This window comes from Bacillus sp. ES1-5, assembly GCF_022487605.1.
Lineage (GTDB): Bacteria > Bacillota > Bacilli > Bacillales > Bacillaceae_G > Bacillus_A > Bacillus_A wiedmannii.
In genome coordinates, this window is sequence record NZ_JAKVPU010000014.1 from 53,453 (window position 1) to 75,493 (window position 22,041).

General features: G+C 34.3%; 17 protein-coding genes. 8 read left to right on the forward strand and 9 right to left on the reverse strand.

Translation table 11 applies throughout. From position 1 onward, the window contains the following. Positions 1–18: 18 nt before the first annotated feature. The gene (locus MKO96_RS27755) at positions 19–1,317 is read right to left on the reverse strand and encodes an MFS transporter (RefSeq protein WP_002166376.1); all 1,299 of its coding nucleotides are present in this window, start codon (positions 1,315–1,317) and stop codon (positions 19–21) included. A gap of 328 nt (positions 1,318–1,645) precedes the next feature. Between MKO96_RS27755 and lytS the strand changes: the two genes are divergently transcribed. From lytS to msrB, 6 genes are all read left to right on the forward strand, one after another. Further along, positions 1,646–3,415, forward strand: coding sequence for a two-component system sensor histidine kinase LytS (lytS, locus tag MKO96_RS27760; RefSeq protein ID WP_240589263.1), 1,770 nt, complete (start codon positions 1,646–1,648; stop codon positions 3,413–3,415). After that, positions 3,393–4,133 carry a LytR/AlgR family response regulator transcription factor gene (locus MKO96_RS27765; protein WP_048560483.1) on the forward strand — a complete coding sequence of 247 codons (741 nt, stop codon included), beginning with the start codon at positions 3,393–3,395 and terminating at the stop codon, positions 4,131–4,133. The genes lytS and MKO96_RS27765 overlap by 23 nt, the downstream gene beginning before the upstream one ends. Positions 4,134–4,266: 133 nt before the next feature. Beyond that, complete coding sequence (lrgA, locus tag MKO96_RS27770) at positions 4,267–4,698, forward strand: antiholin-like murein hydrolase modulator LrgA (protein WP_000104908.1); 432 nt, start codon at positions 4,267–4,269, stop codon at positions 4,696–4,698. Between the two features lie 34 nt (positions 4,699–4,732). Beyond that, positions 4,733–5,425: an antiholin-like protein LrgB gene (lrgB, locus tag MKO96_RS27775; RefSeq protein ID WP_000168858.1), complete on the forward strand. Its 693-nt coding sequence runs from the start codon at positions 4,733–4,735 to the stop codon at positions 5,423–5,425. A gap of 329 nt (positions 5,426–5,754) precedes the next feature. Further along, complete coding sequence (locus MKO96_RS27780) at positions 5,755–6,798, forward strand: AI-2E family transporter (protein ID WP_001165998.1); 1,044 nt, start codon at positions 5,755–5,757, stop codon at positions 6,796–6,798. Between the two features lie 90 nt (positions 6,799–6,888). Next, a complete protein-coding gene (gene msrB, locus MKO96_RS27785; RefSeq protein ID WP_240589264.1) occupies positions 6,889–7,854 on the forward strand; it encodes a peptide-methionine (R)-S-oxide reductase MsrB in 966 nt (321 codons plus the stop codon). A 28-nt stretch (positions 7,855–7,882) separates the two neighbouring features. On the opposite strand, the gene MKO96_RS27790 is transcribed toward msrB, so the two are convergent. Continuing rightward, the gene (locus MKO96_RS27790; protein ID WP_240589265.1) at positions 7,883–10,999 is read right to left on the reverse strand and encodes an efflux RND transporter permease subunit; all 3,117 of its coding nucleotides are present in this window, start codon (positions 10,997–10,999) and stop codon (positions 7,883–7,885) included. Between the two features lie 143 nt (positions 11,000–11,142). Here MKO96_RS27790 and MKO96_RS27795 point away from each other — a divergent pair, with 143 nt between their 5' ends. After that, the gene (locus MKO96_RS27795; RefSeq protein WP_240589266.1) at positions 11,143–12,015 is read left to right on the forward strand and encodes a TetR/AcrR family transcriptional regulator; all 873 of its coding nucleotides are present in this window, start codon (positions 11,143–11,145) and stop codon (positions 12,013–12,015) included. A 30-nt stretch (positions 12,016–12,045) separates the two neighbouring features. Here MKO96_RS27795 and MKO96_RS27800 read toward each other — a convergent pair whose 3' ends face one another. Then, the gene (locus tag MKO96_RS27800; protein ID WP_087983438.1) at positions 12,046–13,017 is read right to left on the reverse strand and encodes a glycosyltransferase family 2 protein; all 972 of its coding nucleotides are present in this window, start codon (positions 13,015–13,017) and stop codon (positions 12,046–12,048) included. Between the two features lie 36 nt (positions 13,018–13,053). After that, entirely contained in the window at positions 13,054–13,437 is a 384-nt protein-coding gene (locus tag MKO96_RS27805) for a GtrA family protein (RefSeq protein ID WP_000413281.1), read from the reverse strand. Positions 13,438–13,811: 374 nt separating this feature from the next. Here MKO96_RS27805 and MKO96_RS27810 point away from each other — a divergent pair, with 374 nt between their 5' ends. Continuing rightward, entirely contained in the window at positions 13,812–15,272 is a 1,461-nt protein-coding gene (locus MKO96_RS27810) for a glycosyltransferase family 39 protein (RefSeq protein WP_240589267.1), read from the forward strand. 84 nt (positions 15,273–15,356) lie between these two features. Here MKO96_RS27810 and MKO96_RS27815 read toward each other — a convergent pair whose 3' ends face one another. From MKO96_RS27815 to MKO96_RS27835, 5 genes are all read right to left on the reverse strand, one after another. Next, the gene (locus tag MKO96_RS27815) at positions 15,357–16,814 is read right to left on the reverse strand and encodes an ArnT family glycosyltransferase (protein WP_240589268.1); all 1,458 of its coding nucleotides are present in this window, start codon (positions 16,812–16,814) and stop codon (positions 15,357–15,359) included. A gap of 93 nt (positions 16,815–16,907) precedes the next feature. Continuing rightward, entirely contained in the window at positions 16,908–18,461 is a 1,554-nt protein-coding gene (locus tag MKO96_RS27820) for an ABC-F family ATP-binding cassette domain-containing protein (protein WP_240589269.1), read from the reverse strand. A 211-nt stretch (positions 18,462–18,672) separates the two neighbouring features. Further along, positions 18,673–19,494: a glycosyltransferase family 2 protein gene (locus MKO96_RS27825; RefSeq protein ID WP_240589270.1), complete on the reverse strand. Its 822-nt coding sequence runs from the start codon at positions 19,492–19,494 to the stop codon at positions 18,673–18,675. Positions 19,495–19,522: 28 nt separating this feature from the next. After that, positions 19,523–20,977: an oligosaccharide flippase family protein gene (locus tag MKO96_RS27830; protein ID WP_240589271.1), complete on the reverse strand. Its 1,455-nt coding sequence runs from the start codon at positions 20,975–20,977 to the stop codon at positions 19,523–19,525. A gap of 539 nt (positions 20,978–21,516) precedes the next feature. Next, complete coding sequence (locus MKO96_RS27835) at positions 21,517–22,029, reverse strand: acyl-CoA thioesterase (protein ID WP_048560471.1); 513 nt, start codon at positions 22,027–22,029, stop codon at positions 21,517–21,519. Positions 22,030–22,041 lie beyond the last annotated feature (12 nt).

Genomic DNA, 22,041 nt, shown 5'->3' on the forward strand with positions numbered 1-22,041 from the left:
ACCCTGTACAGTTTCAATCTATTCTAATACTTTATCTTTCGTCTCTGGGACACATAATAGCATTGTAACTAAACCAATTGGATAAATAATGAAGATGAGAGATAGTGCTCCCATTAAATTACCACCTGCAGCAAGTAAGCCGATAATAACAGGTCCAAATCCAGCTAACCCACGTCCTGTACCGAAAATAAAGTTCTCTGCTGTCGAGCGAGCTTCAGCAGGATAGTTTTCAGCTAAAATTGCTCCGAATCCCCCCATCATGCCATTTGCAAAGAATCCAAGCAATGCACTTCCCCATAACAATGATGTTGAGTCTGTGAATAAGAAGAAGTAAATGAGACAGTATATAGTACCACCGACATAATAGATTGTAAAAGTTTTACGGCGACCGATTTTATCGGCTAGAATACCAAAAGTCGCAATTCCAATTAGCATGCCGATCGTAGAGATGAACATCCAGCCGCTCGCTTTTGCTAATGTGTAGTTATATTTATTCGCTAAAATAGTTGGCATCCATGTGAAAATTCCATAATATCCGAAGTTCTGGATGAATGACATAATAATAAGACCAATTGTTGTTATCGTTACTTTTTTATTGGCAAATAACTTTCGAAGTGGGAACTTTTTCATTTGCTTTAGTTGTTCTGCCTCAGTAGTTGTTAAATTACCTTCAGCTTCTTTTTGCAACAATTCTTTTTTGTATCGTTGTTTTTGTTCCCATATTTTCGGTTCACTTAAACTTTTGCGAACATAGACAGCTAGTAGAGCGGGAATGAGTCCAAATAAGAAAACGGCTCTCCATCCGAAATGCGGGACGATAAATGCTGGAAGGAGTGAAGCGACTAGTACGCCAAATTGCCATCCAAGTGCAACAACGGATGTCGCCTTAGCGCGCATTTCTTTAGACCATGTTTCAGTTACGATGGCCATCCCAATCCCGAATTCGCCACCAACTCCCATTCCAACTAAAAAGCGAAGAATTAATAATTGCCAATAATCTGTTGCGAAATAAATAAGTGCTGTTGCTAGTGAGAATAGTAAGATTGTGAAGGCCATCGTACGGATACGCCCAAATAAATCAGCAATAAATCCAAATAAATAAGACCCGATTAGCATTCCTATTGTGGTAGCTAAAGTTAAGTTTCCACCTTCAACAGGGCTTAAATGAAATTCTTTTAAAATGTAGACGAGTACGAAAGATAAGAGCAACATATCTAAACCTTCTGCTGCATATCCTAGCGCAGAACCAAATAATGTTTTATATCTTTTCTCCTTCGTTTCCTCTGTTGTTGATTGTACATCAGTAGTGACGTTCATCATTACTCCTCCTTATTTTCTTCTACAGTCGCTATGGAAGAATAACAAAAGGCCTTCTCACCTGATATGATGAGAAGGCCAAAAAAGCATACGTATCCCTAAAAAAGACCATACGTATAGTATATTCCGACTTCCTTCTCAACCTCACGGGGTTGGGTTAAAGGACTGTATTATATTACTTTATTTTTAGCACTCTTCTGTTAGATTGTCAAATAAAGAGGGGATAGTTATATGTAAAATATTTCAAAAGATATTGCATTCTTCTTGACGCCCACTTCATTATTTTCCCATAATAAAACTAACTCATATAAAAAGGAATGAATCACAGATGCTAAATTTAGTGCTTATGATGATTGAACGTGTCGGACTTATTGTTATTTTAGGATTTTTACTTTCTCATATTAGAACGTTCAGACGCCTTCTTCATAGACAAGATGGGTATGTAGATAAGCTTAAGCTTATTTGTATTTTTTCAGTGTTTACAATTGTCAGCAATTACACGGGAATTGAAATTGCGGGGAATACAATTATGAATGAAAATTGGCTACAAGGTGTTTCGTCATCTAGTACAATTGCGAATACACGTATTATGGGTGTTGGAATTAGTGGATTGCTTGGTGGTCCTATCGTCGGAATTGGAGTAGGATCTATTGCTGGTATTCACCGTTATATGCTTGGCGGGACGACAGCGCTAAGCTGTGCAATTTCATCAATTTTAGCAGGTGTTATAACGGGGTATATTGGATACATTTTTAAAAAATATAATCGTGCAATTACGCCTAAATTTTCAGCGATTTTAAGTGTGTTTATCGTTTCTTTAGAGATGATTATGATCCTATTAATCGTAGAGGATGGGATTAGTATCGTGAAAACAATTGCGATACCAATGATACTTGTAAATAGTTTCGGGAGTTTTATTTTACTTTCTATGATACAAGCTATTTTGCGCCAGGAAGAAAATGCGAAAGCTTTACAAACGCATAAAGTATTACGAATTGCTGACAAAACATTACCATATTTTCGCCGCGGATTAACAGAGGATTCTTGTAAACATGTGGCACAAATTATTCACCGCTTTACGGGAACAGATGCGGTATCCTTAACAGATACAGAGAAAATATTAGCTCACGTTGGATTAGCATCAGATCACCATATTCCTTCACATAGTTTAATAACTGGTTTATCGAAAGAAGTGTTGAACACAGGAAAAATAATGAAAGCGAAATCGCGTGAGGTTATTAATTGTCAACATGAAGGCTGCCCTTTGCAGGCGGCAATCGTTATTCCACTAACTTCACATGGAAATACAATTGGGACATTAAAATTATATTTTAAAAATTCTAGCCAGTTAAGTCGTGTGGAAGAGGAATTAGCAGAAGGGTTAGCAAAAATATTCTCTACACAACTTGAGTTAGGTGAAGCAGAGTTACAAAGTAAGTTATTGCAAGATGCCGAAATAAAAGCGTTACAAGCACAAATCAATCCGCATTTTTTATTTAATGCAATTAATACCGTATCGGCTTTATGCCGAACAGATGTAGAAAAAGCGAGAAAATTATTATTGCAGCTTAGCGTGTATTTTCGTTGTAATTTGCAAGGGGCACGCCAATTGCTTATTCCATTAGAACAAGAGTTAAATCATGTACATGCATATTTATCGTTAGAACAAGCGAGGTTTCCGAATAAGTATGAAGTGAAGATGTACATTGAGGAAGAGTTAAAGACGACATTAGTTCCACCATTTGTACTGCAGCTATTAGTTGAAAATGCATTGCGCCATGCTTTTCCGAAAAAGCAGCCGGTGTGCGAAGTTGAAGTACATGTGTTTGAAAAGGAGGGGATGGTGCATTTTGAAGTCCAAGATAATGGACAAGGAATTGAGAGTGAACGTCTAGGACAATTAGGAAAAATGGTAGTTCCATCAAAGAAAGGGACTGGAACAGCTTTATATAATATTAATGAACGACTTATCGGGTTATTTGGGAAAGAGACAATGCTTCAAATTGAAAGTGAATTAGAACAAGGGACAAAGTTCCTCTTTGTAATTCCGAAAAAAGTAGGGGAGGAAAAACGGAGTGTTAAAAGTATTAGTAGTTGATGATGAAATGTTAGCGCGTGATGAATTGAAATATTTATTAGAGCAAACGAAAGAAGTAGAAATAATTGGTGAGGCTGATTGTGTAGAAGATGCATTAGAAGAGCTAATGCAAAACAAACCAGATATTGTGTTCCTAGACATTCAGTTATCAGATGATAACGGATTTGAGATTGCAAATATATTAAAGAAGATGAAAAATCCACCTGCAATTGTATTTGCAACTGCCTATGATCAATATGCGTTGCAAGCATTTGAAGTAGATGCGTTAGACTACATTTTAAAGCCATTTGATGAAGAACGTATCGTACAGACATTAAAGAAATATAAAAAGCAAAAACAAATAAAATTAGAAACAAAACAAGAAGTAAAGAGTGTAGACGTAACGACCGAGATGCATAAATTAGCATTACCAATTGAAGAATCGATTGTACTCGTGAATATTGAAGATATTATATATGTAGGACTTGTGGACGGAAAGGTGACAGTAAAAACGATGAGAGAAACATATGTAACACACGATACACTTGTCATTTTGGAAAAGAAGTTGCCGCAAGCAAGTTTTATGCGTGTCCATCGTAGTTTTATTGCAAATATTAATCATATTACAGAAATACAACCATGGTTCAATTCTACATATAATTTAATTATGAAAGAAGGATCAAAAGTACCTGTTAGCCGTACATATGCAAAAGAACTCAAAAAGCTACTTCGTATTTAAGAAGTAGCTTTTTGTATTTCGTCTGCCTATTTTTGTAACTAATTTTGTATATTTGACGTTCCTTTGTGTAAACGCTTACAGTTTTGTTTTCATCTTATACAATAAAGGTACCAAATCGAAAGAGGTGGCCAAAATGAGTACGAAAAAAGTATATAGTTTCTTATCACAAGCATTCATATTTTCAGCTATTATGTTAGTTTCTAATATTATTGCAACGCATTTACCAATTCCGATGCCTTCATCGGTGATCGGATTAGTTATTTTATTTAGCCTATTATGTTTAAAAGTTATTAAATTGGAACAAGTTGAATCGCTCGGAACGGCTTTAACAGGTATTATCGGATTCCTTTTCGTTCCATCAGGTATTTCGGTTATTAATTCTCTCGGTGTAATGGGACAATATTTTGTACAAATTTTAACTGTAATTGTTGTCGCAACAATTATTTTACTCGCTGTAACAGGATTATTTGCACAATTTATTTTAGGAAAAGACGATAAAGAAATAGAAGATACGAAAGAATTGAAAGTAGTAAATAAAGGACGCAAGCACGGAAAAGTTGCGTAACCAATTTAATATATATTGTTAGGAGGGAATGAACATGGCAAGCACAATGACTCCATATTTCGGAATCGTCATTTCATTAATCGCATACGGAATCGGAACATTATTATTTAAGCATTCAAAAGGATTCTTCTTATTCACACCATTATTTGTAGCGATGGTATTAGGGATTGTCTTTCTAAAAGTAGGTAACTTTACTTTTGAAGAATATAATACTGGCGGAAAAATGATTAGCTTCTTCTTAGAACCAGCAACAATCGCGTTTGCAATTCCATTATATAAACAAGTGGATAAGTTAAAAAAATATTGGTGGCAAATTTTATCTGCTATCGTGGTTGGATCTATTTGCTCAGTAATTGTCGTGTTCATTGTTGCAAAAGCAATTGGTCTAGATACAGCAGTAATGAATTCAATGTTACCACAAGCAGCAACAACAGCAATTGCGTTACCGATCTCTGAAAGTATTGGTGGTATACCAGCAATTACATCGTTTGCAGTTATTTTTAACGCGGTTATTGTATACGCATTAGGGGCATTATTCTTAAAAACATTTAGAGTAAAACATCCAATTGCAAAAGGTTTAGCACTTGGAACAGCAGGTCACGCATTAGGAGTGGCAGTAGGAATTGAAATGGGTGAAGTAGAGGCAGCTATGGCAAGTATTGCTGTAACGGTAGTAGGGGTTGTAACAGTAGTTGTCATACCGATGTTCATGCCGTTTATTGGATAGTAAAACTTACTTAAAAAAATGAGAAAAGCAAGCTATTTGTAGGACAGATTTCTACTGATAGCTTGCTTTTTATGTTACAGTAGTGGTAAGACCTATCTTTAACAAAATGTAAGTTTCCTTAAATCTTCATTAATACTGTGTAGAATACGTTTTGAATTAGGTTATTGTATTGTAAAATAAGAAGTAAGCTACTATAGGATCAGCTAAGGGAGATCTATAATAAGCTTATAAAAATCTTTATATGAATAAATAATTAAAGGTAGAGAAGAGAGAAAAAATCTACTTATTAACGTTTTACTTTATAGGACAGGAGAGAGTACTCGTCGATTATGCAAATAAAAAACCTGTTTCAAAGCAAAGGATTTCAGAGGTTTCTCGTATTAGTAATACTTGCTCTCGTGTTATACGGGCTGCAAAGTATGTTGAATTTAATTTTAATTACGTTTATTCTCACGTATTTAATGGATCGATTCCAAAAGTTTATTTCCCGCAAATTAGATCATTTCATGCCCATTAACCGAAAAATTATTATAGCATTTCTATATGTAATGTTAATTGGTGGAATTGCTATTACGCTATTTAAATATTTACCAGTATTAACGATACAAATTTCACAATTGATTTATCAATTTAACGTATTTTTAAGAAACCCACCGGATAGTGAATTAATTAAGTATGCAGTTAATGCTGTTAATCATATGGAACTTTCGAAATATGTAGGACAAGGCGTTGACATTTTGTATAAATCGATTACGAATGTTGGGAAATTTGGCCTTCAAGTGTTACTTTCTTTAATTTTAAGTTTATTTTTCTTATTGGAGAAAGCTCGTATCGTTGCTTTTACTGCAAAATTTAAAGAAAGCCGACTTGCAATTTTCTATACTGAAATCGAGTACTTCGGTAAGAAATTTGCACGTTCATTTGGAAAAGTAATCGAAGCACAATTTTTAATTGCAGTTGTTAACTGTGTTTTATCCGTTATTGCACTATGGATATTAGGATTCCCGCAATTATTAGGTTTAGCGTTAATGATCTTCTTGCTCGGTTTAATTCCAGTAGCTGGGGTTATTATTTCGTTATTCCCGCTTTGTATGATTGCTTACAATATCGGCGGTATTATGTACGTTGTTTATATTTTAATTATCGTAACAGTAATTCATGCGCTTGAAAGTTACGTGTTAAATCCGAAGTTCATGTCGCAAAAAACAAACTTACCGATCTTCTATACATTTATGGTATTGATCTTCTCAGAACACTTCTTAGGTGTATGGGGACTAATTATCGGTATTCCAATCTTCATTTTCTTATTAGATGTCTTAGATGTGACAAGTGATGAAATGGAGAATGACGCCAGAAAAAATAAGGTGAAGTAAAGAAAAGCATCGATGTTCGATGCTTTTTCTTTTATAACATGATGTTTTTTATGCCATACTGTAAGCAGAAGATAGAATAGGGGTGAAATAATGGCTGTAAATGAAAAGGTAGAGTTAGCTACATTTGCTGGAGGATGCTTCTGGTGTATGGTTTCGCCATTTGAAGAAATGGAAGGGATTATAAAGGTTGTTTCTGGCTATACAGGTGGTCATAAAGAGAATCCAACGTATAAAGAAGTATGTTCGGAAACGACGGGGCATTATGAGGCAGTACAAATTACATTTGATGCAAATAAAATGCCATATGAAGAGTTATTAAATATATATTGGAGACAAATTGATCCGACTGATATAGGAGGACAATTTCACGATCGTGGACAGTCTTACGAAACGGTAATTTTTTATCATAATGAAAAACAACATAAAAAAGCAGAGGCTTCAAAAGAAGAGCTTGCAAAGAGTGGGCGCTTTTCAAAGCCAATTGCGACAAAACTATTACCAGCTTCTACATTTTATTCAGCTGAAGAATATCATCAAGGGTATCATAAGAAAAACACATTCCGCTACGAGTTATACCGTAAGGGCTCAGGACGAGATGCGTTTATTAAACAACATTGGCCAAAAGATAATACTCATTTAAAAGAAAAACTCAATGAGATGCAGTTTTATGTAACACAGGAAAATGGTACAGAACCACCATTTCGAAATGAGTATTGGAATCATAATGAAGAAGGTCTTTATGTAGATATCGTTTCAGGAGAACCGTTATTTACTTCTTTAGATAAGTTTGATAGTGGGTGTGGATGGCCTAGCTTTAAGAAGCCAGTTATGTCAGCAAGTGTGAAAGAAAAAATGGATGTCAGTCATAATATGACGCGTACGGAAGTGAGAAGCAAAGAGGGAGATTCACATCTAGGCCATGTATTCCCAGATGGCCCAGGACCAAATGGTCTTCGTTACTGTATTAATTCCGCAGCCCTTCGATTTATCCGAAAAGAGGAATTAGAGAAAGAAGGCTATGGTGATTTCCTCATCTTGTTCGGAAATAAAAAATAACCTCGCAGTTAGCGAGGTTATTTTTTTGTTATTTTGCTTTTTTCTTTTTGAACTTGCTTAATACTTCATAAACGATTGGAACAATAAGAAGTGTTAATAACGTTGAACTTGTTAATCCACCAATTACTGTTACACCAAGGCCTTTAGAAATTAAGCCGCTACCTTCAAATCCTAATGCAAGCGGGATAAGAGCCCCGATTGTTGCAATTGCAGTCATTAAAATCGGGCGAAGGCGTGTAGCACCAGCCTCTAATAAAGCTTCACGTGTTGATAGACCTTCATTTTCTTTATGAATAACGCGGTCGATAAGCACGATTGCGTTTGTTACAACAATACCGATTAACATAAGCGCACCAATCATCGCAGAGACACTTAACGTTTCGCCCGAGATTAATAAGGCAACAAGAGCTCCGATAATTGTAAATGGTAGCGAGAATAAAATTGCGAATGGTGCAAGGGCACCGCCAAATGTAACGACAAGAACGAAGTATACGATGGCAATCGCAGCTAACATCGCTAAGCCAAGTTGCTTGAATGATTCTTCAATATCTTTTGTAACGCCACCCATAGAAACATCTACGCCAGAAGGAAGATCCATTTTATCTACTTCTTTTTGAACAGCGGCAGATGCTTTTGAAACATCATCAGATGCTAGTTTTGCACTTACTTCCGCATAAACACGGCCATCGCGGTGTTTCACTGTATTCGAAGTCTCCCCTTCTTTTACAGTCATCACATCTTTCACAGCCACTTCATTACCAAGTGGTGTTGTAAGTTTTCGATTTGTTAAGTCATCGATTGTTTCATAACTTTGTTTTTCAGCTTCTACATATACGTTGACATCTTTACCGTCTTTTTTAATTGTTGTCAGAACAGGGCGATCGTGTGGATTAGAAAGTCCCATTCCAATTTGTGCAGCCGTTAGACCCATTTTACTTAGTTTTTCCTGATCTGCGACTAAAGTGTACTCTGCGTACGTTTTTGCAATACTAGAGTCTATATCTTTTAAGTCTTTATTTTTCTTCATGATATTTTGAATATCTTTTACGACAGGCTTAATGTCTTCCGAGCTATCTCCGTAAACGTATAGTTTAATTTCATTACTACCGCCACTTGCTCCGAAATCTTGGTTTTTCCATTCGCCTTTTCCAGACATCTTCTGTAAATCTTTAACGACTTGTTCTTTCTCTTTTTCGAAGTTTTTCGTGTCATTATCATATTGCACGAAGAACATTGCTTGATTTGATTGACCAGGACTCATTGGATTTTCTCCACCTAATGAGAACTGAATTGTTTTCACATCTTTATTATCTTGGAAGTGCTTCTCAGCTTTCGTTGCAATTTTTTCAACGTCTTCTAACGTTTGCCCTGGTTCAGGATTGTACGTTGTAATGATCATTTTTTCTTCTTCAGCTGGTAAGAAACTTACACCGATAATTGGCACTAGTGCAAGACTACCAACTAATAGAAGGACAGCGATACTTGATGTAATGATTTTATGATTTAAAGCCCATGCAAGTATGCGTTTATACCCGTTTGCTAATTTACTTGGTTTTTCTTCATGATGTACTTCTTTTTCCCTCATGCTCTCTTTCTTAAATAAAGAGTGAGCTAGCATCGGCACGATCGTAACTGCTACTAGTAACGATGCTAATAAAGCGAAGACGATAGTTAAGGCAAATGGTAAGAACATTTCACCAATCATACCTTTTACTAGTCCAAGCGGTAAGAATACAGCAATTGTTACAATGGTAGAAGACATAATTGGAATGAACATTTCCTTCGTAGCTTCACGAATTAAATCTTTTCCGCGCAGTTTCTCTTCTGATAACGACATTCGTCGGTAAATATTTTCAATAACAACAATGGAGTCATCAACAACGCGCCCAATAGCGACTGTCATTGCTCCAAGTGTCATAATGTTAAGCGTAATATCCATTTGCTTTATGACTAATACAGCAATTAATAAAGAAAGTGGTATGGAAACGACAGAGATTAATGTTGTTCGGATATTTCGTAGGAACAGCATAATAATAACAATCGCAAAGATAGCACCAAAAATGGCTTTGCTCAGCATTGTTTCTACTGATTTCTCAATCGGTGCACCTTGGTCGAATGTTGAAATAATCTCTAAGTCTTTATATTTTTTCTCAAGGTCTTTTACTTTATCTTTCACTGCATTTACAACATCAACAGTATTCGCGTCAGCAGCTTTCACAATTTGAATTCCAATTGCTTCTTTTCCATTTGTTCGAGAAATAGATTCTGCTTTTCCGACTTCTTTAATGTCAGCAATTTCGTCTAATGTAACTGTCGGAATCCCGTTCATAGCCGCTGGATTCATTTGCGGTGTTTGTGCACCGGCTCCAGCGTTTTGACTACCTTGACCGCTCGGTGATGAAGGAACAGCTGGGATTTTTAATTCTTTTAATGCTTTAATTGTTGTAATATTTCCATCTACAACAACTGATTTTTCTGTGTCTTTAAATGTATATAAGCCAAGTGGTAAAGATACGTCCGATCCTTTAATTACATTTTTTACAGTATCTTCACTTAAACCTAATTCTTTCATCTTATCTTTCTTGAAGACAAGTTGTACTTCATCTACTTGTTGACCTGAAATTTGAACAGATGCGACCCCATCAAGTCCTTTTAATCCGGGAACAACATTTTTTTCTACATTTTCAGTTAAGGTAGCTAAAGATTCATTTTTACTTGCTACGCTTAACGAAATAACTGGAAACGCATTAAAGTTTACACGTGAAACTTTCGGGTCTTTTACACCTTCTGGAAATTTCACATTTGCGAGAGCTTCTTTAATTTCTGTTTCAGCCTTTTCCATATTTTTATCAAAGTCATATTCTACCTGAATAGAAGATGCGTTTTGAAAAGATGATGAACTAACAACGTTTACACCACTTAAATTTTGCAGTTGCTCTTCCATCGGTTTTGAAACTTTGTCAGCTACTTCTTCTGGTGTAGCACCAGGATAAACCGTGGTTACTGTTACAATCGGTGTTGTAATATCAGGAATTGTTTCCAGCTTCATGTTCAGCCCAGAATAAATACCTGCAATGGTAACAATAATGGTTAGTAGCCAAACTGCGAACTTATTTTTTAACGAGAAATTAATGAATTTGTTCATGTTTGCGCTCCCTTTTGTATTGTATTGACCAACTGGTCAGTCTAATACATAATATAACTGACTGATTGGTCAGCCGTCAATGAAAAGGGATGGTATAATAAATTCATAATAAGATGCGAGATTAAATTTAGGAGAGACATGATATGAAAGAAAAAGAGCGTTTAATTATAGAGATGGCTATGAAGTTATTTGCGACTAAGGGTGTAAATGCGACATCAGTACAGGAAATTGTGACCGCTTGTAGCATATCTAAGGGAGCTTTCTATTTATATTTTAAATCGAAAGATGAGCTTTTATTAGCAACACTTCGATATTACTATGACAAGATTCAAAATAAAATGCTGGATATTGAAAAAGAATCGTTATTGCCGCGTGAAAAATTTGCAAAGCAATTGCATTGTCAGTTTAATGATATACAAAAGCATAAAGAATTTATTATTATGCATGCGAGGGAAAATGCTATACCTTTTAATAAAGAAGTAGAAGAGTTTATGATGAGGATGAAGTTAGAGTCTCACGCATTTTATCGGAATAGTTTATTGTCTATTTATGGTGAAAAGGTGATGCCTTATTTATTAGATTTAGTCATTATGGTAGAAGGCATATGCCGTGGATATTTAGAACTAATCATTTTACAAGCACCAGAAATTGACTTATCTTATGTTTCTGCTTTTATTTTGAAAAGAGTAGATGATTTAGTAGATGGATTGGTAGAATCTTTGGAAGAACCTGTGTTACATGAAGAAAAGCTTGGAGAATTTCTTTGCAAATCAGAGCTTATTAAGGAGCAGGTTAAGGAACACTTTTTAAAAGAAATTATTGTTTTTAAACGCACATTAGCTGATCAACTAGAAGATGAGGAATTGCTTGTTACATTAGATGTTTTGGAGGCAGAAATGAGATTGCAAAACCCAAGGATCCCGGTCATTCAAGGGATGTTATCTAATTTAGAGATATATCCAAATTTAAAAGAATTTCGTTTGAGGATTATGGGGTATTACAATATAAAAAGGTAACAATGATAGTTTTCATTGTTACCTTTTTTATTATGCATTCACTTTTTCTTTTGTTTGTGTAGTCTCTTCTTGCTCAATATTGATTGTTTCTTTCACAATATAAATCGGACGGTTTTTACTTTCGTCATAAATACGAGCAATATACTGACCGACGATTCCAAGACCAAGTAACTGAATACCACTAAAGAATGTAATAGCAACCATAATAGATGCCCAACCTGTTTGTGTACCAGTGCCAATGATTTTTACAGTAATTGTATATAGTAAGACGATTATTGAAATAAGAACTGATAATAAGCCTAAAGTCATAACGATACGTAACGGCTTTGTTGAAAAGGCAATAATACCATCTGATGCAAATTTAATCATTTTCTTTAATGGATATTTTGTTTCACCAGCAAAGCGCTCATCACGTTCATATTCAACATACGTTTGACGGAAGCCAACCCAAGACATCATACCGCGGATGAAGCGATTGCGTTCAGTCATTTGATTGAAAACATCAGCTACTTTGCGATCGATGATTCGGAAATCACCAGTATCTTTTGGGATATCAATATCAGACATGTAGTTTAAGAATTTATAGAAATATTTAGCTGTTAAAAGTTTAAACCAAGTTTCACCTTTACGTTGTTTACGTTTTGCATAAACAACTTCATATCCTTCTTCCCATTTTGCAATAAGTTCAGGAATAACTTCAGGTGGATCTTGTAAGTCTGCATCGATAATTACAATAGCGTCACCTTTTGCAGCAGCAATACCAGCTGTAACGGCTATTTGGTGTCCAAAGTTACGTGCGAAATCAACGATTTTTGTACGGTAATCATTTGCTGCAATCTCAGATAGGATTTCCATTGTACGGTCTGTGCTACCGTCGTTTACAAAGACAAACTCGTAATTAATATCATTTTGAAGCATAACGGACTTTAAACGGTTATAACATTCCTGTGCTACTTCTTCCTCGAAGTACATAGGAACTACAACCGAAATTAATTTTTGCATGTTGTATCCTCCGTAGTTTTAATAAGTTGTTTAAGTTTAATTAGTAGCCTTTTCAGTTTGGTTGAATGTCCAAATTTTATTAAGGACAAAGTTTATAACCATTCCGACACCAATTGCGAAGATCTGTGCAATTAGTGCATTAAAGGTAAGTTTATCTACTAATATAAATAAACATAATGTATTAAAAGCCAATACAATTAAATTTACAGTTAGAAATTTAAAGAACATTGACGTGCTTTTATTATTAGGTTTAAACACCCAATTTTTGTTCCAATAGTAGCTATTGGCAACACCAATTAAATAGGCAATGGTATTCGCAATAAGGTAGTTCATCCCGAACTTTAATAATATCCAAAAACTAATAATTGTAATGAGTGTATTAAAGATTCCTACTAAACCAAACTTTAAGAGTTTCTCCATAATAGTATCCTCAACTTTATAAAATATATAAATAAAACAGGAAATGTAGAAAGGTTATTCGTACATAACAAATACTTATTATAGCATATTTTATGCTGAAACGTTATTTATTTTGAGCGGGTTAACTTTTTGAACAATTAATTAAAATGGGATTGAATTTGGTGGAATATAAAAAAGAACAGGCTGTATATATAAAATACTTGTGAATATATGGTATGATTTATTTGCCATCGACAAGCCAAAAAGGTATAGCGTGAACAAAAAATGGATACTTTAGGTTTTTTTGGTAGAAATGAATAGCTTTACATATTCATTACGTTTTTATAATGGAGATAATGTTATTCTTAGACTAATGTTTAAAGGAGTAAATTGTTTTGAAATTATTTTTAAAAGGAATGTCTACTTTCTCTACACGTGCGGTATACATCATATATGGTTTTTTTGCTTCAGTATTAGTTGTTAATTATTTTTCAGATACTCAAAAATATAATTATGTAACATTATTAGTGGGTGTTTTATTATTATCTATAGTGGGTAGTTTTATTCTTAGAAAAGGTTCGCTGTATCTAGAAAAATTAAATGAAAAAAAATGCTTTTTCGTTTTAGTAATCATTTGTTTTGCGGTTAAATTGGCATGGGTGCTTAGCTATCAAATTCAGCCATTAGTTGATTATGCTACGTTCTATTACACTGCAGAAGAATTAAGTAAAAATTTCGTTATTACTAATAGATACATCGCACTTTTTCCACATATTTTCGGTTATGCTTCATTCTTAAGTGTTTTCTTGAAAATCTTTGGCTCTAGTTATATGGTGCCGCCCATTTTGAATGTTATTTTAACTACAATATCAATGGGATTAATATATGCTGTATCTAGAAAAATTGGTGGAGTTAAAACTGCAATAACAGCAAGTGTTTTATGGATCGCGTTACCTTCTCAAACGATGTATAATATGTTTGCCATGTCAGAACCACTCTATTGCACAGTACTATTGTTGATTTGGCTGATTATGATAATCGTTCATGAGAAAATCGTCAATATAAATATAAAACGATTACTTGTTTATTCCATTTTAATCGCGGCGTTACTTGCATTTATGAATATGGTACGACCAATTGCAGCTGTTCCAATTGTTGCACTAGTGATATGGTTCTTTATTATAGATACAAAGCATATAGGGAATAAAAAAATATGGTTAAACAAGATAACGTATGTAGGGGTTATTGTTGTGGGATACCTTGTTTTTTCTTCGGCGATAAATCAGTATATAACATTACGTTTAGGTGAAGAGATAGCATCAACCCCTGGATATAACATTTATGTAGGATTTAATGAGGAAAGTTCGGGAAAATGGAATCAACCAGATGCGGAACTATTGTTTCATTATAGCGATAAGCCAGGATGGACCGCTGATGACGCTCAACAGGAAATGCTAAAAGAAGCAAAAGAGAGGGTACAAAGTGGTAATATTAATTTTGTAAAGTTATTCTCCGATAAATTTTTTGAGTTTTTAGGTGAGGATAATGCAGCTATTTCCTATGCTGGCCCTGTGTTAGATCATATAGTACGCTATACAGTAGCGTCTAATATGTTTTATTACTTCTTAATTGTTACCTCATTAATAGGTGTAGTAGTGGCTATTAAAAATAAAAACAAATCTTCTCTATTTATTATTTGCTTATATGCGATAGGATTAACAATGGCACAATTGTTAGTAGAAGTGGCATCAAGATATCACTATTCAGCTACAATATCGATGATCATTTTGGCTGCATTTGGTATAAATCACGCTTACAATAAAAAAGAGAATATAGATATACATAAAAAAGCATGAGTTCGGTATTGCACCGAGCTCATGCTTTTTTAGTTCGTTTTAATGTGTTTTGATGATTAAATCTTCACTGGTTACAGTTTCACTTTATACTTTGGAGGTTTTTCTGCTTGATATAAATCGATAGCACAAATATAGCCCATAACTTTGAATGATTGTAAAGCTAGGAATGATAAAGTATCGATATCTTGTTTGGTATTCAATTAAGAAGTGAACAGTTATATAACCAATTATTAATAGTAAAAATATTGTGTAATGCGTGTTGTTTTGCTTAGTCAATATGAGATAAAGAAGTGCTAGCGTACCAAATAGCATAGTTGTCATATACATATACTTTTCATATTTCACAAGGTCGTTTTGTAAGGTAATCATATTATTATCTGTGTTCCCCAGTGTTAGTAGACTCCATGATGGGGCTGAGTCATAATCTGCCCACATGAGCGTGAACTTATCACCGAATAAAGATAAAACCTTTTGTGGATCAGTTAGTCGCTCTTGAATCAGTTTCTTTTCAGCGGCTTTTCGTTCTTCGCCAACCTCAAAGGACATAATATATTCTGCATCTGCTGTAGAATAACCACCTTTTGTCTCGTGATTAAATCCTACTGTAAATTTCCAGAGAGGATCACGGTTTGATAGCGGGTATTGTGTAATTCCAGCAGATATAAATGAATAACTTATAATGTAATGAACAAGGTAAAATACGACGAAAATCCCACAAAGTTTTTTAATAGAAGTGAAAATATCTTGTTTCGATTTCCCTAACATACCGTGTAAAAAGAAATAAATAGTTAATGCAATTAGGATGATAGCACCAAGTGGGCGCATGATGTCCCCTAAAGAAAGCGTGATCCCTATAAAAATCCACATATATTTATGGCTTAAGCCTTTTGTAATTAATAAATAAAATCCAAGATAAAATAGGAATGTGGCAAGGTGTTGATTTGTTAGGACTGAGCTTAATACAATACTTGGGATATATAGTGCATATATTAATCCAGCCACGCGCCCAGACCACTCATTAAATATGTGAGACGTTATTTTGTAAACTAATAATGTTGTTCCTGTGCAATATAACACATTTAAGAACTTTAGAAGGAAAGTCCCCTCACCGAATAAATTAACAATAAAAGCTTGGTACATTGTAAATCCAAGCTGATAAACCCAAGAAGTATAATATATGCTTTGGGCAAAACTAAAATCTCCTTTAGTTGCTTGCACAGCTCCATTGTACATCAAAGCAAAATCTGATTCGACAGGAGTTTGGATATTAAGAACCCAGATTAATCGAATAGAGAAAGCTAAAATGATAAGTGAAATAGCGAATATTAGTTTTGACATATACTTATTGGAAATGTAGCCAATGAATAAAAATAGAAGGCCTATTAGAATGATACTTGGGATTATAATAAGTAAACGAGTGTTGGCATGTTCTCTAACCACGGATACTGATTGCCACGTTATAGCTGCAGAAATAATTAGACATAGCACTAATAAACATTTCACAAAAAATGTATTGAGTTTTGGAAAAAATGTACTTTGCATTATATATATAAACTCCTTATCAACCTTATGGTATTTTAAAACGAAATCCCTTTACACGCTAAATAGCAGTGTAAAGGGATATTTTTTAGGCGATTAAGAATTTTCTTGGGCCCATTTCTCTACATCCCAAGTTTTTGTTATCCAATCTTCATAAAAGTCTGGTTCGTGACATACAAGAAGAATTGTTCCTTTGTATGCTTTCATCGCCTTTTTTAACTCTTCTTTTGCTGTAACATCAAGGTGGTTTGTTGGCTCATCAAAGAGTAGCCAGTTACTTTCTTCACCCATTAGTTTACATAAACGAACTTTTGCTTGTTCGCCACCGCTTAATTGATTCAGTGGACGAGAGATATGTTCGTTTTTTAAACCGCATTTTGCTAACATTGCACGTACTTGATGTTGGTCTAAGCTAGGGAATGTATTCCAAACAGCATCAATTGGTGTTATATTATCAGCTTTTACTTCTTGCTCGAAGTATGATGGGTTTAAGAAGTCACCAAGACTTGTTTTTCCGCTTAATGGTCTAATTTTACCTAAAATCGTTTTTAATAGTGTTGACTTACCGACACCATTACATCCAACAATTGCAATTTTTTCACCACGTTCAATTGTCATTGTTAATTTTGGTAATAACGGATGTGTATATCCAATCTCTACATTTTCTCCTTCGAAGACGAATCGACTACTCGCACGACTTTCTTTAAACGAGAATTCAGGTTTAATAGCTGTTTCAGGACGATCGATACGTTCCATACGATCAAGTTGTTTTTGACGACTCTTTGCACGGCCAGTCGTTGAGTAACGAGCTTTATTTTTCGCAATAAAATCTTCCTGCTTTTTAATAAACTCTCGCTGCTTTTCATAAGCGTTTATATGTTGGTTCTTATTCATCTCCGCTAGTTCTAAGAATTTTTCATATGTCGCTGTATAACGCGTCATTTTTGTAAATTCGAGATGGAAAATAATATCAACACATTTATTCATAAACTCCGTATCATGGGAAATTAATAGGAATGCGTGTGGATATTCTTTTAAATAAGTTGTTAACCAATGAATATGTTCAACGTCTAAATAGTTGGTCGGCTCATCTAATAGTAATACTTCTGGTTGCTCAAGTAGTAACTTTGCAAGTAATACTTTTGTACGTTGTCCACCACTTAATGCCGCAACATCACGATCTAGACCAATTGCATCAATTCCAAGTCCACGCGCTGCTTCTTCAATTTTAATATCTAATAAATAGAAACCGCCTGCTTCAAGAGCATCTTGAATTTCTGCCATTTCCTCAAGAAGTTCTTCTAATTCTTCTGGTGTAGCAGTTCCCATTTTTTCTGCAACTTCATTTAATGCTTTTTCTTTTTCAAATAAAGGTAAAAATGCATCTGCTAATACATCACGAATTGTGCGACCGGGTGTTAAAATTGTATGTTGGTCTAAGTAACCGTAATTTGTGCCAGGTGTCCATTCAACACGACCTTCATCATGGATAAGCTGACCAGTAATTATATTCATAAATGTTGATTTCCCAACACCGTTTGCTCCAACTAATCCAACGTGCTCTCCTGCGAGTAAGCGCATGGATACATCTTTAAATAATGTGCGATCACCAAATGTATGACCTAATTTTTCAACAGTTAATAAGCTCATAATGTCCTCCGTTCATTTCTAAATAGTGTCTTGAATCATGATACTAAATTCTTGGATATAATGCTATCATTTCAAAAATATATAATATAATTGACCAGTGAGGGATGCGATTATAAAAGTATGATGGGTTACTTTGCAAGAAATAAGCGATGCAAGAGAAATAAAAAAATAAGGTGTAACCATTTAATAAAAGTGGTTACACCTTGTTTTTTTATTTTAAATATCCACGAACAATTCCGCGTAAGCGATTTGCGTGGAATTTGCGCTTATCATTAGAAATATTTTGTGTCATACGGAATGTTGCCGCAGCGACAGCACGTAAGAAATAAGGGAATCCATAGTGTAGGCGAATAACCCTACCAAAACCACCAGCATAAGAAATGGCACGTTTTAATGATTGTTCATTAATAATTTCCTCTTTTACAGGATGGTATACGAACAGATCTTTTCTAAATAAACCAGTATAATTTTGTTGCATACCACGTAGTACAAAGTCAGTTTCTTCACCAGCTCCATAAATCGTGCCAGAACCAACACCTAAATCTTCATCAAATGTACCTACATCTTGTACAAATGGCTTTGTGAAGAATAGTGTGAAAGAAGGCCCCATAAATCCATACTTATTATTTAAAATAATGTCTGTATTCGGTGCGTGTATTAAAGAACCCGTTCCTTCCACATTTGTAGTGTTTGTTGAGATGAAATGAACATCTTTATTAGAGTTGAAAGTTTCTAATATACTCTCTAAAACATTTGTTTCATAAATACAATCATCATCTGGAAAAGCGATGATATCACCATCCGCTACTTTTAATCCTGCATTTCGAGCTCTCGATAGTCCTTTAATAGGTGTATAAATGTAATGAATAGAAAATTTTTCTTTATATTCATCAAATAAATCAGAGATTGGTGTATCATTTTGATCTACTACGATAAGTTCAAAGTTTTTGTAAGTTTGTTGTTCAAGTGATTTTAGTAAGTCAAGAATATCATCACGTCTGCCACAAGTAGCCATGATTAAAGAAAATTTCAAGTTTAACAGCTCCTTTTAGAGATTGCGTTTAAGCTTTTTTGAATCGTGCCAGTATCTTTTCAAGTAGTGAAAATAGAATTTCATCCTTTGTTATAAAGAGGATAAGGGAATATGTTAATCCACATGTCATTATTACTAGGATGACTTGTAGTATTTGTCCAGATACGAGCATATCAATAACGAATGCTATCGGTACAAATGTTAGTGAATAAAATAGATATTTAAGTTTTTGTATATCGAATAACGTATAATTCACTTTTAATTTCTTTTTCACATAAATATATTCAAATGTGATTAAGAAACAATTCGCAATTGTTGTTGTGAAAATTGCGGTTGTTGGTGTAAGTACATGGAAGTATATTAGTGCAATATTGGATGCTAAGTTGATAAATCCACAAATGAATAAAAATCGCACTAAAATGCTTTCTTTCTTTTTTACATAAATAATTTGATTCGATAAAATGGACTCAATACCGACTGTAATCATATAGAAGGCGAAAACAATTAATGTATTACCAGCCTCAGCAAATTGTTGTCCACCGTAAATAACAACAGCTCCATGAGCAATGAGCATTAAACCAATTGAGGCAGGGAATAGGGTAATGAAATATACTTTTGAAATTTTGTTTAATAATGATTCGTATTCCATTTCAGATGCGTTCCCTGATAAGTAAGACAGTCTTGGAACGGTTACTTGTACAACACTTAACATAAGTGTATTAATAATCATCATAATTTGAAAAGCCATTACGTAATATGCAACTTCTTCTTTTCCAACATATACCCCTAAAACAAGACGATCTAATTGAGTATATAAAATATTAGCATTTGAAAAAATCAAGACTAATAGTAACGGTTTTAAATGAGGAATAATCGTTAAGTCGGAAAAATCAAATTTCACTTGGCGTTTCACATATATAAAGCTAATAGAGTGGTTTAAAAATGTCGATAATACTAATAAACCAGCAAATGTTTTGTAATCGTCGACCCCATGAATGAAAGAGAAAAGAAGTACGACATAGATTAATCGAACGATAACTGTTTTTTTAGTGATGAAGTCATAATTTTCATATGCTTCATTGAACCATTCCACATAAAACATATTAGATATAAAGTTAAAACCGAAAATAAGAAGAACAGGAAATAGACTTTCATGTCCGAATCCAATATAACTAAAGAGCACAAAGGCTGATAAAGCCAAAATACTAGTTGTGAAATTAATTACATAGAGACTTGTAAATAACTTAGAAACTTTCTTTTTATCGTTTTTAATTAAGCTAATTTCACGTAAACCATATTGATATACACCAAATACGGCGAACACGAAGAAGTAATTGAAAAAAGTTTCAGCAAGGTTAACGGTTCCAATTGAATTTGCTCCTAATGTTCGATATGCGTAAGGACCAACTAAAATTGGAAGTATAATATTAAACGTGTTGAGCAGTATTTTATAAAAAATATTTGAAGCAATTGATTTCTGCATAATTTCACCTTTCCATTAAAATAATCCAGTTTCATTAAAACACTTGCTACGTCATAGTAAGGTTTTTTTACTAGAGTTCATTCTCTCAATATAATGAAGTGTAAGGTGTTTTCTACACTGTTTACAAATCCTTAAATTGTTTGTTGACCACCCGTATAAGTGTACCCTACATAAACTTTGTAAAGCAACTGTTGATGAGATAGAACCGTATTATAAAGTGAAACTTTAATCAGTGGGGGGGTTTGTACATTCCCGATTGATTATCAACCCTCACCAATCGGGCGTTTACGGGCAAAAGGGCTCCCGCCTAACGTCTTTGCTCCAGCTGAATTTTGACGTGGGAGTTTTACAGCCCATAAATGGCAGGATAAATGAGATTTTATTAATTAGAAGAAGTTAATAGCGAACGGTTATGTATAAAAATATTACATAATATGTGTGAAAAGGAGTAATGGTTGTATGAAGGTGTGGAATTGTTTATAAAAAATGAGCGAATATGTGATAGCTATTCGCTCAAAAGATGCTTTAATGGTGAAGTTCTATATACTCCAAGGTTTACTTAAAGTTAGAACTTCAGCCATTTCCTTGCTTTTTACACGCCCTTTTTTTCTATTTTCTGCACGCTCAGAACCAGTTGTGTGTAGCCAATGTTCTTCTTCCGTTTCAGGTAGTACTTGTGGAACAGATGAAGGTTTTCCATCTTTTAATGCAACGAATGTAATGAAACATGTTGCAGCTATTCTACGTTCGCCTGCTAATAAATTCTCTGCAATTACTTTTACGAACACTTCCATTGAAGATTTTCCTGTATAACATACGAATGCTTCATAACAAACAGAATCTGCTTGGTGAATTGGAGTTAAAAAATCAACAGAATCGATAGATGCTGTTACGCAATGTTTACGGCTATGTCTTGCAGCTGCAATTGAAGCGATACTATCAATTTCCGCTAATAATTTTCCTCCAAAAAGTGTTTGATGATTATTTAAATCATTCGGAAAAACACGTGTTGTTTTAATTGCTTTGGATTCTCGCATGAATTTCTTTTCCATATGGTCAGCCCC

Excerpts from the sequence above, each read along its gene's own strand:
- MKO96_RS27795 (WP_240589266.1), top strand. The coding sequence starts at position 11,143 with ATGAAAGAAAAAGAGCGTTTAATTATAGAGATGGCTATGAAGTTATTT.
- MKO96_RS27790 (WP_240589265.1), bottom strand. The coding sequence starts at position 10,999 with ATGAACAAATTCATTAATTTCTCGTTAAAAAATAAGTTCGCAGTTTGG.
- MKO96_RS27755 (WP_002166376.1), bottom strand. The coding sequence starts at position 1,317 with ATGAACGTCACTACTGATGTACAATCAACAACAGAGGAAACGAAGGAG.
- MKO96_RS27800 (WP_087983438.1), bottom strand. The coding sequence starts at position 13,017 with ATGCAAAAATTAATTTCGGTTGTAGTTCCTATGTACTTCGAGGAAGAA.
- MKO96_RS27835 (WP_048560471.1), bottom strand. The coding sequence starts at position 22,029 with ATGGAAAAGAAATTCATGCGAGAATCCAAAGCAATTAAAACAACACGT.
- lrgA (WP_000104908.1), top strand. The coding sequence starts at position 4,267 with ATGAGTACGAAAAAAGTATATAGTTTCTTATCACAAGCATTCATATTT.
- msrB (WP_240589264.1), top strand. The coding sequence starts at position 6,889 with ATGGCTGTAAATGAAAAGGTAGAGTTAGCTACATTTGCTGGAGGATGC.
- MKO96_RS27815 (WP_240589268.1), bottom strand. The coding sequence starts at position 16,814 with ATGCAAAGTACATTTTTTCCAAAACTCAATACATTTTTTGTGAAATGT.
- MKO96_RS27820 (WP_240589269.1), bottom strand. The coding sequence starts at position 18,461 with ATGAGCTTATTAACTGTTGAAAAATTAGGTCATACATTTGGTGATCGC.
- lytS (WP_240589263.1), top strand. The coding sequence starts at position 1,646 with ATGCTAAATTTAGTGCTTATGATGATTGAACGTGTCGGACTTATTGTT.
- MKO96_RS27805 (WP_000413281.1), bottom strand. The coding sequence starts at position 13,437 with ATGGAGAAACTCTTAAAGTTTGGTTTAGTAGGAATCTTTAATACACTC.
- MKO96_RS27780 (WP_001165998.1), top strand. The coding sequence starts at position 5,755 with ATGCAAATAAAAAACCTGTTTCAAAGCAAAGGATTTCAGAGGTTTCTC.
- MKO96_RS27830 (WP_240589271.1), bottom strand. The coding sequence starts at position 20,977 with ATGCAGAAATCAATTGCTTCAAATATTTTTTATAAAATACTGCTCAAC.
- lrgB (WP_000168858.1), top strand. The coding sequence starts at position 4,733 with ATGGCAAGCACAATGACTCCATATTTCGGAATCGTCATTTCATTAATC.